General features: G+C 70.6%; 13 protein-coding genes. 7 read left to right on the forward strand and 6 right to left on the reverse strand.

Translation table 11 applies throughout. From position 1 onward, the window contains the following. The first annotated feature begins 37 nt into the window (after positions 1-37). The 3 genes from ACQPYK_RS13125 to ACQPYK_RS13135 all read left to right on the forward strand — a co-directional run bounded on the left by ACQPYK_RS13125 (position 38) and on the right by ACQPYK_RS13135 (position 2,975). Positions 38-1,264, forward strand: coding sequence for a substrate-binding domain-containing protein (locus ACQPYK_RS13125; protein ID WP_433254614.1), 1,227 nt, complete (start codon positions 38-40; stop codon positions 1,262-1,264). A gap of 158 nt (positions 1,265-1,422) precedes the next feature. Continuing rightward, on the forward strand, positions 1,423-2,262 hold the full coding sequence (locus tag ACQPYK_RS13130) for a sugar phosphate isomerase/epimerase family protein (RefSeq protein WP_433254616.1): 840 nt from the start codon (positions 1,423-1,425) through the stop codon (positions 2,260-2,262). A 131-nt stretch (positions 2,263-2,393) separates the two neighbouring features. After that, positions 2,394-2,975 carry a TetR/AcrR family transcriptional regulator gene (locus ACQPYK_RS13135; RefSeq protein WP_433254618.1) on the forward strand — a complete coding sequence of 194 codons (582 nt, stop codon included), beginning with the start codon at positions 2,394-2,396 and terminating at the stop codon, positions 2,973-2,975. A gap of 137 nt (positions 2,976-3,112) precedes the next feature. On the opposite strand, the gene ACQPYK_RS13140 is transcribed toward ACQPYK_RS13135, so the two are convergent. The 3 genes from ACQPYK_RS13140 to ACQPYK_RS13150 are packed head-to-tail and all read right to left on the reverse strand — an operon-like array spanning position 3,113 to position 5,383. Then, complete coding sequence (locus ACQPYK_RS13140) at positions 3,113-3,850, reverse strand: SDR family NAD(P)-dependent oxidoreductase (RefSeq protein ID WP_433254621.1); 738 nt, start codon at positions 3,848-3,850, stop codon at positions 3,113-3,115. Beyond that, a complete protein-coding gene (locus tag ACQPYK_RS13145; protein ID WP_433254623.1) occupies positions 3,847-4,902 on the reverse strand; it encodes a methyltransferase in 1,056 nt (351 codons plus the stop codon). Before ACQPYK_RS13145 ends, ACQPYK_RS13140 begins: the two co-directional genes overlap by 4 nt. Positions 4,903-4,918: 16 nt before the next feature. Continuing rightward, positions 4,919-5,383, reverse strand: a complete 465-nt coding sequence (locus tag ACQPYK_RS13150; protein WP_433254626.1) for an anthrone oxygenase family protein — start codon at positions 5,381-5,383, stop codon at positions 4,919-4,921. Between the two features lie 179 nt (positions 5,384-5,562). Here ACQPYK_RS13150 and ACQPYK_RS13155 point away from each other — a divergent pair, with 179 nt between their 5' ends. Beyond that, positions 5,563-6,018, forward strand: coding sequence for an anthrone oxygenase family protein (locus ACQPYK_RS13155; protein ID WP_433254629.1), 456 nt, complete (start codon positions 5,563-5,565; stop codon positions 6,016-6,018). 151 nt (positions 6,019-6,169) lie between these two features. Further along, complete coding sequence (locus ACQPYK_RS13160) at positions 6,170-6,925, forward strand: SchA/CurD-like domain-containing protein (RefSeq protein ID WP_433254632.1); 756 nt, start codon at positions 6,170-6,172, stop codon at positions 6,923-6,925. A gap of 205 nt (positions 6,926-7,130) precedes the next feature. Here ACQPYK_RS13160 and cydB read toward each other — a convergent pair whose 3' ends face one another. Continuing rightward, positions 7,131-8,090, reverse strand: a complete 960-nt coding sequence (cydB, locus tag ACQPYK_RS13165; protein ID WP_433254635.1) for a cytochrome d ubiquinol oxidase subunit II — start codon at positions 8,088-8,090, stop codon at positions 7,131-7,133. A gap of 13 nt (positions 8,091-8,103) precedes the next feature. Further along, on the reverse strand, positions 8,104-9,366 hold the full coding sequence (locus tag ACQPYK_RS13170) for a cytochrome ubiquinol oxidase subunit I (RefSeq protein ID WP_433254638.1): 1,263 nt from the start codon (positions 9,364-9,366) through the stop codon (positions 8,104-8,106). Between the two features lie 161 nt (positions 9,367-9,527). On the opposite strand from ACQPYK_RS13170, the gene ACQPYK_RS13175 reads away from it, so the two are divergent. Both ACQPYK_RS13175 and ACQPYK_RS13180 read left to right on the forward strand, forming a co-directional pair. Then, positions 9,528-11,021, forward strand: coding sequence for a peptide MFS transporter (locus ACQPYK_RS13175; protein ID WP_433254640.1), 1,494 nt, complete (start codon positions 9,528-9,530; stop codon positions 11,019-11,021). Next, positions 11,021-12,097: a glucose-1-phosphate thymidylyltransferase gene (locus tag ACQPYK_RS13180; RefSeq protein ID WP_433254643.1), complete on the forward strand. Its 1,077-nt coding sequence runs from the start codon at positions 11,021-11,023 to the stop codon at positions 12,095-12,097. Before ACQPYK_RS13175 ends, ACQPYK_RS13180 begins: the two co-directional genes overlap by 1 nt. Before the next feature lie 9 nt (positions 12,098-12,106). Here ACQPYK_RS13180 and ACQPYK_RS13185 read toward each other — a convergent pair whose 3' ends face one another. After that, on the reverse strand, positions 12,107-12,919 hold the full coding sequence (locus ACQPYK_RS13185; RefSeq protein WP_433254646.1) for an SDR family NAD(P)-dependent oxidoreductase: 813 nt from the start codon (positions 12,917-12,919) through the stop codon (positions 12,107-12,109). Between the last annotated feature and the right edge of the window lie 27 nt (positions 12,920-12,946).

Genomic DNA, 12,946 nt, shown 5'->3' on the forward strand with positions numbered 1-12,946 from the left:
CAACAGGCACCCCCTGAAGAAGAAAAGGAGACCTTGAATGAACAGGTCCGTCGCGGCTCTCGCCGCCGGCGTCTGCGTGATTCTGCTGGCCGCCGGATGCGCCAGCGACAAGCCGGTGGCGGGCGGCGTCACCTCGCCGGCCTCCGCCCCGGCGTCGTCCGCCCCCGCCGCCTCCGCCGCCACGTCCACCGGGACGGGCGAGCAGTCGAAGTTCTTCGTCCAGGCCGACTACGACGCCCAGCTCGCCATGCGCACCCAGACCCCCGAAGGCCCGGCGGGCAAGCCGTGGGAGCAGGCCATCGCGCCGGGGGAGAAGGCGGACACCGCCAAATACAAGAAGAATGGCCCCTACCACCTCTGCTTCTCCAACGCCGCGGTCAACAACCCCTGGCGGCAGGTGGGATGGAAGACCATGCAGGCCGAGGTCGCCCTGCACAAGGAGATCGCCGAGTTCACCGCGCTCGACGCGGAGGGCAAGGACGACAAGCAGATCTCCGACATCGCCGAGCTGACCGGCAAGGGCTGTGACGCGCTGATCGTCTCGCCCAACACGACCGCGACGCTGACCCCCGCGGTGACCGGGGCCTGTCCGAAGCTCCCGGTGATCGTCTTCGACCGTGGCGTGGACACCGACTGCCCGGTGACGTTCATCAACCCCATCGGCGGCTACGCCTTCGGTGCCGACGGCGCGGACTTCCTGGTGGAGAAGGTGCCCGCCGGGGGGAAGGTCCTGGCACTGCGGATCCTGCCGGGCGTGGACGTGCTGGAGACCCGCTGGTCGGCGGCGAAGGTGGCCTTCGACAAGAGCAGGCTCGACGTGGTCGGGGTGGAGTTCACCGACGGCGACGCGGCGAAGACCAAGAGCATCGTGAGCGACTACATCCAGCGCCACGGCAAGATCGACGGTGTCTGGATGGACGCGGGCGCGACCGCCGTGGCCGCGATCGAGGCGTTCGAGGACGCCGGCCGGCCGGTGCCGCCGATCGTCGGCGAGGACCAGCAGGACTTCCTGCAGAAGTGGAAGGACGGCGCTCTGACCGCCGTCGCGCCCACCTATCCCACCTACCAGTGGCGTACCCCGGTGATCGCCGCCCTGCGGATCCTCAAGGGCGAGCAGGTGCCCAAGACGTGGAAGCTCCCCCAGCCCAAGATCACTTCTGAGACCTTGGCCACCTACCTCCAGCCCGACATGCCGCCCCTGCACTACGCGCTGTGCGGCTGCGAGGACCTGCCCGGCTTCCCCGGCAAGTGGGGCGGCCGGTAGGGCGGCCGGTCCACCGGGGTGTGGACGGCGGCGTCCGCGCGCGGACGCCGCCGTCCCGATGGGCGTTCATCCTGTCCTCCTCTCAGCGTAGGTCGATGGGTTGGAATCCCCCTCGTTCACGAGGGGGAGGATGTCAAGACGTGAGGAAGGGGTGGCCGATGTTCTCCATCGGTGTCAACACGTGGGTGTGGGTCTCGCCGCTGACGGATGAGGACCTTCTACGGCTGGCCCCCCGGGTGGCCGGCTGGGGGTTCGACACGATCGAGCTGCCGGTGGAGCGGGTCGGCGACTGGGACCCCGGCCGGGCGGCCGGCCTGCTGGCCGAGCTCGGGTTGACGGCGTCCGTGGTGCTGGTCATGCCGCCGGGCAGGGAGCTCGTCGCGGCCGACGGCGAGACGGTCCGCGCGACCCAGGACTACCTCAGGCGGTGCGTCGACGCCGCGGTGACGGTGGGGAGCCCGGTGATCGGCGGCCCGGCGTACGCGTCGGTCGGGCGGACCTGGCGGATGTCGGGGGAGGAACGGCGGGCGTGCTACGCCGAGCTGCGCGAGAACCTGACCCCGGTCGGCGAGTACGCGGCCGAGCGCGGGGTGACGGTCGCGGTCGAGCCGCTCAACCGCTACGAGAGCAGCCTGATCAACACGGTCGAGCAGGCCGTCGAGGCGGTCGGCGGCATCCCGGGCGTCGGCCTGGCTCTGGACGTCTACCACATGAACATCGAGGAGCGCGATCCCGCGGCGGCCGTACGGCAGGCCGGGGAGCTCCTCGCGCACGTGCAGGTCTGCGCCAACGACCGGGGAGCCCCGGGGGCCGACCACCTGGACTGGCCGGGTCTGAGCGGGGCGCTGCGCGAGGTGGGCTACCGGGGCCCGCTCTGCATCGAGTCCTTCACCGCGCACAACCGGTCGATCGCCACCGCCGCCTCGATCTGGCGGCCGCTCGCCGCGACCCAGGACGACCTGGCCACCCGGGGCCTGGCCTTCCTGCGCACTCTGTGAAACCCGCCGTCGCACTTTTGGAACCCGCCCGCGTCTTCTCCGAAATCCGCTGTCCCCGTGCGCCCCTGCGAAGGGCCGCAACCGCCGCACTTATTTGACCGATCGATCTAATAATGGTTACCGTTGGTGTCGTGGCAAGGACCAAGGAGTTCGATCCCGACGTCGTGCTGGTGCGGGCACAGGAGCTGTTCTGGGAGCGCGGCTACGAAAGCACCTCGATGGCCGACCTCGTGGAGCATCTCGGCATCGCCCGCGCGAGCATCTACGCGACGTTCGGCGGCAAGCACGACCTCTACCTCAAGGCTCTGGAGCGCTACCTCCAGGGCAACGGCCCGCGCATCCTGGAGGACCTCTCGCAGCCGGGGCCCGCGCTGCCGGCCGTTCGCGCGCTGATCGAGCGGTACGCCGAGGAGTCGGTTCACGATCCGCACCGGCGCGGTTGCATGGTGGTCAACGCGGCGGTCGAGCTGGCGTCCAGGGACGACCAGGCCGCGCGCTTCGTGGAGTCGAGCTGGGCCCACCTGGAGACTTCGCTCGCCTCGGCGCTCACCCGGGCGCGGGCCCAGGGCGAGCTGGCCGCCGATCGGGACCCGCAGACGATCGCCCGGTTCCTGCTGGTGCTGCTGCAAGGCATACGGGTGATGGGCCGGACGCAGGCGGACCCGGTCCGGGTCCGCGACGCCGTGCGGCAGGCACTGACCATCCTGGGCTGACCGGCCTGGGCTGACCGGCCCCGCCCGGGTCCGCGACGCCGCGGGGCGCGGGCGGGCCGGCCACCCGGATCCATCGATCCGGAAACGAGGCCGCCGGACGGCCGCCGGCAGCGTTCTGCGTCCGGTCGGACCCTTCCTCAGAACCCGCCGTCGACCGTGATGGTCTCGCCCGTCACGTACCGCGACATGTCGCCGGCGAGGAACAGCACGACGTCGGCCACCTCGTCGGGCCTTCCCAGCCGGCCCAGCGCGGTCAGCTTCGCCAGCCGCCCGTGCTGCCCGGACGGGGGCTGCGGGGGTTCGTCGGTGTCGATGATCCCGGGAGCGACCAGGTTCGCGCGTATGCCCCTGGGGCCGAGTTCCTTGCACAACGTGCGGTTGAATCCGATCAGGCCCGACTTCGCGGCCGTGTAGTGCGCACGGCCGGGCAGTCCCTTGAGGGCGGCGGCCGAGCCGATGGTGACGATGGAGGCGCCGTCCCGAAGCAGGCTCAGGGCCCCGCGCACCACGAGATAGACGCTCGTCAGGTCGTTGGTCACCACCCGGTGCCACTCGTCGATCGACAGCCCCTCGAGCGGCTGGTCGCCGATGACGGCGGCGTTGTTGACGAGGACGTCCAGGCCACCCAGCCGCTCGCGGCACTGCGCGAGGAGATGGTCCACATCCTCGGGGCGGCTGACGTCGGCGCGCACGGCGGCATGGTCGCCGCCGCCCGCCTTCAGCTCCCGCAGCAGTTCGGCCGCCGCCTCGTCGTCGCTGCGGTAGCAGACCATCACCCGCATGCCCGCCGCCGCCAGCGCGATGGCGATGGCACGGCCGATGCCGCGGGTGCCGCCCGTCACGAGGGCCGTCTTGCCCTCCAGTCCGAGGTTCACGCGTTCCTCCGGCATTCCAGAACCGCCCAGCCGCCGGTGGCCGGCTCGTTGACGAGGTCGAACCCGGCCGTCTCTATGAGGCGCCGCCACTCTCCCAGGCCGCGTTCACGTCCTCCGAAACGCAGCATCATGTCCAGGTCCAGCAGCGTCGCGTGGTCCCACCGGTTGGGCTGCCCGATGACCTGCTCGACGATGAACAGGCGGGCGTCGGAGCCGGCCGACATCGCGTCGTGGACACGTGACAGGATCTCCAGGGCGCGCTCGTCGTCCCAGTTGTGCAGCACGGCCTTGAGCACGTAGGCGTCGCAGCCGGATGGGACCTCGCCGAAGAAGTCGCCGGCGACGAACTTCGTTCGGCCCGCCACCCCGAGCTCGGCCATGGTCCGCTCCGCCTCGGGCAGCACGGCCGGCAGGTCGAACAGGACACCCTGGGCCAGCGGGGCCGAGCGCAGGAGCTCGCGCAGGAAGTGGCCCCGGCCGCCGCCGACGTCGGCGATCAGCGAGAACCGTTCGGGCCGGATCTGCCCCGACAGGCCGCGGGCCGTGACCCGGCTCATGTGCTCCATGGCCTTGTCGAAGAGAGCCCCGCTGTCCTTGTGGGTCTCCAGGTATTCGAAGAACGGCATGCCGTACAGGTGCTCGAAAGCGGGCTCGCCGGTGCGTACGGTGTGCAGGATGGCGCCGTACGGCGACCAGACCAGCTCCCCGCCGTTGAGCAGGACGATGTCGAGGACGCCGTCGGGGTTGTCGCGGCGCAGCATCTCGGACATGGCGGTGAGCGTGAACCGGCCGTCCGGCAGTTCCTCCAGCACCTCGAGGGTCGTCGCCGCGCGCAGCACCCGCGCCAGCGACTCCTCGTGGGTTCCGGTCACCTCGGCGAGTTCGGCGGCGGTCTGCGGGTGGTCGGCCAGATGGTCGGCGATGCCCAGTTCGGCGACCACATGGACGACCTGGGTGATGCGCTTGCCGCTGGTCAGCAGCAGCAGCCGGGCAGCCGCCGGAAGCCGCGCCGAGTAAGGGGGGCCGACGATCCCCGGTGATCCGTTCTCCATGGACTGCGGTCCCTTCTCAGAGGAGCGCGCTGGCGCTCGCCGCAAAGTTGATCAGCAGGCCGGTCACCGCGAGCACGGTGCGGACGAGATTCCACGTCCGCCAGCGGTACCGGGGGTCGCGCCGCTCCCAGTCGAGCGGCAGCTCGTCGGGGTCGAGCGAGATGAGCCATTTGTTGATGGGAACGTTCTTCGTGACGGAGATCACCATCACCGTCCCGACGGTCACCGCCGCCGCCGCGTACAGCACCTGGCCGGTGAGGCCGGGGGTGCGCCATGCCAGCACGACGTCGAGGACGGCCGTCGCCGCCAGCGTCACCGGCATGAACGGGTCGTAGCGCTGGGCGAGGAAGCCGTGCGCGTGCACGTACCGGGCGGGCGGCAGGCTCAGCAGGAGCGGGACGCCCCCCAGGACGGTCGACAACAGGACGCCTGCCGCGAGGCCGTTCCCGATCAACGTGACGAGCATGAGGATCGTGATCACCTCGCCCCCTTTCCTTCTTCCTTCGGCCGGATTGCCTCGACTGTGGGAAATGCCGCTCGAAAGCGCCTCGAAGACGGCTGAAGGCGTGCCTCCCCATGGGTCCTCCAGAGGGATTCGAGCCGGATCGGAGACCATCGCCTCCATCGGAAGACCCGACCGGAGGAAGGAGGGAGGTGAGCGTGCTCGCGCAAGTCCTGGGCGTCGTGGCCCTCGTCGGGTGCGGAGTCGTCGCCGGGGTGTTCGTCGCGGTGGCGGTGAGCGTGCTTCCGGCACTGATCGCGATGCCCGCAGACCGCTACATCGAGGCGCACCGGCTGCTCGGCAAGGGCTACCACCCGCTGATGCCGTTGCTGGTGAACGCCACGATGCTGACCGAGATCGCCCTCGCGATCATGCGGGAGGGCGGTGCCCGGCCGCTCTTCGCCACGGGCGCCGTCCTGCTGCTGGGCACCCAGTTCGTGTCCCACCTGTGCAACGTGCCGATCAACCGCTCGCTGCACGAGATCGACGTGTCCGCGATCCCCGCGGACTGGGACGACCCCCGCCCGCTGTGGCGCGGCTGGCACCTGCTGCGCACGGCGCTGGCCCTGGCCGCGTTGACCGTCACCGGCGCCGGAGCGGTGCTGCTCGCCTGACGCCGGCGAATCCGGGATCCGGCCGGCGCCCGGCCGGAGTTCGGCCGGAGCCCGATCAGAGTCCGGCCGGAGCTCGACCGGAGCCTGGCCGGAGTCCGATCAGAGCTCGACCAGAGTCCGACCAGAGGAAACCAGAGGAAGAGGACTGTCCATGGCCTTCGCAGCCATCACGTACAAGATCAAGCCGGGTGCCGAGGAGGAGATCGCGGAGATCTTCTCACCGGCCAACTTCAAGCGCGCCGCCACCCCCGTCATGCGGGACGGCCAGGGCTCCCAGACCGGCCTGGTCCTCGGCACGGGACTGTTCATCCAGGACGACACGATGGTGCGTGTCATCCAGTACGACGGCGAGCTCGACGATGTGGCCCGTCACATGGCCTCCCAGCGGGGAGTGCGGGAGGCCGAGGAGCGCATCGCGCCCTATCTGGCCGAGCCGCGCGACACCTCCACCGAAGAGGGCTTCCTCGCCTACTTCGGCAAGAGCACCATGCGCTGCCTGCAGCAGCGGGCGATCGAGGAGCGTCCGGGCGCCGAGCTCGCCGCCCTGCGCTACCGGGTCAAGCCGGGGTTCGAAGACGAGATCGCCCAGGTCTTCGCCGAGGTCCAGGCCGAGGCGCGGCCGGCGCTGCGCGACCAGCACGGGGAGGAGGTCGGCCTGATCCTCGCCGTCGCCCTGTTCGTCAAGGACGACTCGATGATCCGGGTCGTCCAGTACGACGGCAAGCTCGACGACGTGGCCCGCTACATGGCGGCCAGAGGGGGCCGTCCCGGTCTGGAGCTCAAGCTCGCCCCGTACATGGCCGAGACCCGGCACGTGGAGACGCCGGAGGACTTCCTGCTGCAGTTCAAGAAGAACACGATGCGCCGCATCTCGATGCTTTCGGCGGGACGCAGGCCGACCGCCTGAGACCCGGCCGGGAAATCCCGGCCGGGAACGACACGAGGCCGGTGACGGGAGTTCGTCCCGTCACCGGCCTCGCGCTCCTTCCGGAGAGGAACGCCGGATCTTCGCGCCCGGTCTCCGGTGTCCCTCTCCGGAAGGCGACGGTCCCGGTAAGGCGGGCGGCCCTCCGAAGAGGGCCGCTCTCACGCTCGCCGACGGCCGCCGGGTCTCAGAAGAAGACCACCGAGCGCTCGCCGACCCGGTGCCGGAACAGCCACCACGACCAGGCCTGGGCGATGAGGATCACGGGCAGCACCGGCAGTCCCATCCGGGCGAACAAGGTCAGCGAGGCGGCGTCGCCCGCTCCCTCCAGCAGGGCCGAGGCGCCCCCGATCAGGGCCACCAGCCCGGGCATGCCCGCACCCACCGCGGTCAGCGCGAAGGCCCGTCCGGGCCGCTTCACCAGCACCTGCCCGGCCAGCGCGACCGCGACCAGGCCGAGGACGGCCAGCACCAGGGCGGGCACCGGCAGGTCGAGCGCGGCGCGGACCTGTCCCGAGACGGCGCCGACGACCACCGTCAGCGCGACGGCCAGCAGCGTGGGCCGTACCAGCGCGGTGGCGATCTCCTGGGCGCGCTCGCCCGGGGCGTGCGTCACGCGCAGCGCGACGAACACCGCTCCGTGCAGGGCGAACAGCAGCATCACCGAGAGCCCGCACAGGAGGGTGAACGGGTTGATCAGGTGCAGGAAGCTCCGCTCGCCGGGGCCGGGCAGGCCCTGGACGAGGTTGCCGATCAGGATGCCGAAGGCCAGCGCGAAGCAGAGGCTCGCCACCGCGAGGGTGCGGTCCCACCACGTGCGCCACCCGTCGGACTCGCGGCGGCTGCGAAACCACACCGCGGCGTCCCTGGCGATCCAGGAGGCCAGGAGCGCGACGACGACGGGCCAGCAGCCGGCGAACAGATCGGTCTCGAAATGGGGGAACGCGCCGGTCATGACTCCGGCGCCGGCGATCAGCCACACCTCGTTGGGCAGGAAGAACGGTCCCATACCGGTCAGCACGAGCCGGCGTTCGGCGGGGGTGGCGCCGAGTCGCGGCAGGAGCATGCCGAGGCCGAGCACGAACCCGTCCAGCACTGACCAGCCGCCGAGCAATAACGTGAGAACGGCGAGCCAGACGACGTCCATGAGCATTTCTCCTCTAGTGGATGGGAACGTGTCCCTCGTCGGGGCGGCGGTCCTGCAGGTCGAGCTCGGCCAGCGTCCGGCCGAGCACGACGCCGTCGGGGCCCCGCCGGGCGTACTTGGCGATGAGCGACCAGTCGACGGCGACGCAGACGACGTACAGGGCGGTGAAGACGACCAGGGAGGCGAGGACCGCGCCGAAGGACAGCGGCGCGAGCGCATCCTCGGTCTTGAGCCTGCCGTACACCGCCCACGGCTGCCGGCCGACCTCCCGGACCAGCCAGCCGGCGGCGACCGAGACGAAGGGGATCGGGATCATCCAGGTGAGCAGGCGCAACACCAGGCGGCGCCGCTCGATGAACCGTCCGATCAGCAGCAGGACGAAGATCAGGCCGATGTACTGGTAGACCTCGCCGACGTTGAGCATCACGCCGTAGGCGGTCCTGATCCACTCCGGCGGGGTCCCGGCGCTCAGGTCGACGGCCGTCTGCCCGGCCTCCTGCAGCTTGCCGGGGGCGATCACGGCGATCTTCGAGGGCTGCATGGTGACGAGCAGGTCGGTCTGCCGGGCGCCCATGATGGTGGTGAACCAGGAGGCGACGAAGCCGACGAGCAGGCCGAGCCGCAGCGCGCGGCCGTGCAGGTCGCGGTCGTCGGTGCCGCGCCGCAGGTGCCAGGCGCTGATCCCGGCGATCAGGTAGCCGCCCACCAGGAAGGCGGCGGCCACGATGTGCCGCAGCGCCGCCATCGCGTTCGGGTTGGTGAGCAGGGCCGACAGGTCCGCCAGCCGGGCGGCGCCGTTCTCGACCACGTCGCCGACCGGATGCTGCATGTATCCGTTCGCGACGACGATCCAGAACGCCGAGATGTAGGCGGTGATCGTCACCAGGTAGAACAGCAGCAGGTGGACGACCTTCGGCAGCCTTCCCCAGCCGAAGATCCACAGGCCCAGGAAGGTCGACTCCAGGAAGAAGGCGAGCAGCGTCTCCATGGCCAGCGGCGCCCCGAAGATGTCGCCGGTGTAGGCCGTCAGACCGGTCCAGTTCAGCCCGAACTGGAACTCCAACAACAATCCCGTGATGATCCCGACGGCGTAGTTGATGAGGTAGATCTGTCCCCAGAACTTCGTCGTGCGCTCATGGATCGCCTTGCCGCTGAAGGCGTAGCGCGTCTGCATGAACGCGACGAACGGGGCGAGGCCCAGCGTGACGATGACGAAGAGGAAGTGGAAGCTCGTCGTCACGGCGAACTGCAGCCTGGCCAGGTCGAGCACTTCCATGATCGCCCCTTTAAGCAGTATGCATTCTACACGTAGAATGTCAACATATAGCACTGGGGGTCCGCTGGAACAGTGATCCAGGCATCTTCGATCCGGGTTTGAGGCGATTCCGAGATGGTCGGGCCATCACATGGCCTGTACACCTCGCCCGGAGGAGACCGATGTCCACCTGGTCGCGTTACCCCCGGTGGTTCGCCACGCTGTTCCTCACCGACATGTGGGAACGCTTCAGCTTCTACGGCATGCAGGCCATCCTGGTCCTGTACGCCGTCACGCCGGCGGAGCAGGGCGGTCTCGGCCTGTCCGTCCAGACCGCCGCCGCCCTGTTCGGGGCCTACATGGCGACGGTGTTCCTGCTGGCCCAGCCCGGCGGGTGGATCGGCGACCGCATCCTCGGCGAGCGGCGAGCGATCATGTACGGCGGCTGCCTGATCACCGCCGGCCACGCCTGCATGGCCGTCCCGCTGCCCGGGTCCGCCTACGCCGGCCTCGCCCTGATCGCGCTCGGCACGGGCCTGCTCAAGCCCAGCCTGAGCGCGCTGCTGAGCCGCTTCTACGGCGAGACGATCCGGCGGGAGGCCGCCTTCTCCATCTTCTACATGAGCATCCAGGTCAGCGCCGTCCTCGCGCCGATCGTCACCGGCTTCCTCGGCGAGTACGTGAGCTGGCACGCCGGCTTCGCGGCGGCGGCCGTGGGGATGGCGTTCGGGCTGGTCCAGTTCTCCGCCGGGTCCCGGCACTTCGCGGGCAAGGGGGAGCGGCCCGCCCATCCCGCCACCGACGCCGAGTTGTCCGTCGTGATCCGGCGCACGGCGATCGCGGCCGCGGTGGTGGTGCCCCTGCTGTGTGTGGACGTGGTGAGCGGCGCCTTCTCCATCGAGCACGTCCTCATCGCGCTCGGCCTCGTCTCGCTGATCGCGCCGCCGCTGTGCCTGCGAGCGCTGCGCCGGCACCCGCAGCTGACGGCCGCCGACCGCACCCGGCTGGGCGCCGTCACCTGGCTGCTGCTCTGCTCGGCGCTGTTCTGGATGGTCGTCAGCCAGGCCGGGTCGCTGCTCAACCTGTTCGCCCGCGATCACGTCGACCGGACGGTCCTCGGGATCACCATGCCGGCGAGCTGGCTGCAGAGCGCCACCCCCTTGTTCCTCATCTGCGTGGCCCCGCTGTTCGCCTGGCTCTGGCTGCGTCTGGGCGACCGGCTCGGGGTGCGCGAGAAGTTCGTCGCGGGAATGGTCTTCGCCGGTTCCAGCTTCGGCATCATGTACGGCGCCGCCACGGTCGCGGGCGACGGCCGGATCTCGGTGCTGTGGATGATCGCGGTCTACTTCCTGCAGGCCTGCGGCGAGATCGCGATCGGCCCCGTCGGCCTGAGCGCCGTGGCCGACGCGGCGCCCCCGGCCTTCCGGGTGCGCATGATGGGCCTGTACTGGCTCTTCGTCGCCTTCGGCGCCTCCCTCGGCAGCATCGTGGTACGCCTGTCCGCCGCGCTTCCCCAGGCGCTCTACTACCTCCTGGTCGGTGTCGCCCTGCTCGTCGCGGCGGGCGCGCTGGCACTGCTCGGCGGCAGGATCCGCCGGGTCTTCGCCACCGGCCGGGACGACGCGTACGACTCCACACGAAACGTGCCGGCTTCGGCCATCCACCAGGAGGATTGATGAAAGCTCTCGTACTGTCGGGCGGCAGTGGCACGCGCCTGCGCCCCCTCAGCCATACGATCCCCAAACAGCTCGTCCCCGTGGCGAACAAGCCGGTGCTCGCCTACGGCCTGGAGGCGATCCGGGACGCCGGGATCACCGAGGTCGGACTGGTGGTGGGCGACCGGATGGCCGACATCCGCGAGGCCGTCGGCGACGGCGAGCGGTTCGGCCTGAAGGTCACCTACATCCCCCAGTCGGCCCCCCTCGGCCTGGCCCACGCCGTCGTCATCGCGCGGGACTTCCTGGGCGACGACGACTTCCTGATGTATCTCGGCGACAACATCGTGCTCGACGGCGTCACCGAGCTGGTGGAGGGGTTCCGGGCGCGGCCCTGCGACGCGCAGGTGACCGTCCACCACGCCGACCCCCGGGAGGGCGGCCTGGCGGTGCTGGACGCCGACGGCAGGGTGCTCAGGGTGGAGGAGAAGCCCAAACACCCCACCGGCGACCTCGCGCTGATGGGCATGTACGTCTTCACCCCGGTCATCCACGAGGCCGTACGGGCGATCTCTCCCAGCCCCCGCGGCGAGCTGGAGATCACCGACGCCATCGGGTGGCTGGTCCAGGCCGGCCACGACGTCCGCGGCCACCTCTACGAGGGCTTCTGGCAGGACGCGGGCCTGATCGAAACCCTGCTGGAGAGCAACCAGGCGGTCCTGGACTGTCTCGGCTCGCGGATCGCCGGCAAGGTCGACGACGAGACCGAGGTGATCGGCCGGGTGATCATCGAGGAGCAGGCCACCGTCACCCGGTCCCGCCTGGTCGGCCCCCTCGTCATCGGCGCCGGGTCGATCATCGACGGCAGCTACGTCGGCCCCTACAGCTCGGTGGGGGAGCAGTGCGTCATCGAGGACGCCACGGTGGAGTACTCGATCGTCATGGACCGGGTGGCCATCCGTGACGTCCGCGGGGTCTACGGCTCGGTCATCGGCACCGGCACCTCGGTCCGCGCGGGCTCCGCCGGCCGCGCGGGTTCCGGCAGGGGCGGCCACCGCCTGATCCTCGGCGAGAACAGCCAGATCTCCCTGGTGTAGCCAGGCCGGTCAGGCGTCGAGGGACTCGGCGAGCCGGCGAGAGGTCTGCACGTCCCACCCCGGGTAGAGAAGGCGGTTCACCAGGCGCCGGGGCGCGTGCCGGGCGAGGAACACCTTGAGCTTGTACTCCCCGCCCGGCACGTGCACCGGCCGGCCGGCCGCCAGCGCCGCCAGCGCCTCGCGCACCACGAACCCCGGCTCGCGGACCCGGCCGAGCGTCCATCCCCGCCTGGTGCCCGAGCGGTGCAGGTTGGTGCGGGTGGATCCCGGGCACAGCGCCAGCACGTGCACGCCCAGCAGCCGCACCTCGCTGTGCACGATCTGGCTGAGCGAGGTGACGAAGGACTTCGCGGCCGCGTAGGACGACCCCCCGGGAATCTGCAGGAAGCCCATGGCCGACGACACGTTGATCACCCCGCCGTGCCTGCGACGGGCCATGCCGCCGACGGCGGCGTGGGTCAGGCGCATCACGGCGAGCAGGTTGAGCCGGAGGTTGCGCTCCTCGGTGTCGGGGTCGCGGGTGGCGAACGGCCCCACCTCGCCGATGACCCCGGCGTTGTTGACGAGCAGGTCGATCGGGGGCTCCTCGGCGGACAGGCGGCGCTCGACCCGGGCCAGGCCGGCGGGGTCGGACAGGTCCGCGGACATGACGGCGACGTCGACGCCGTGCCGCTTGCGCAGCTCCCGTGCGAGTTCCTCCAGGCGCACCTCGTCGCGTGCCACGAGCACCAGGGCGCTGCCGCGCGCGGCGAGCTCCCTGGCGAACTCCGCGCCCAGGCCGCCGGAGGCGCCGGTGACGAGCGCCGTTCGATACTGACGCATCCTGACTCCCTTTCGGATCGGGTTCTT

The organism is Streptosporangium sp. CA-135522, assembly GCF_050949235.1.
Taxonomy (GTDB): domain Bacteria; phylum Actinomycetota; class Actinomycetes; order Streptosporangiales; family Streptosporangiaceae; genus Streptosporangium.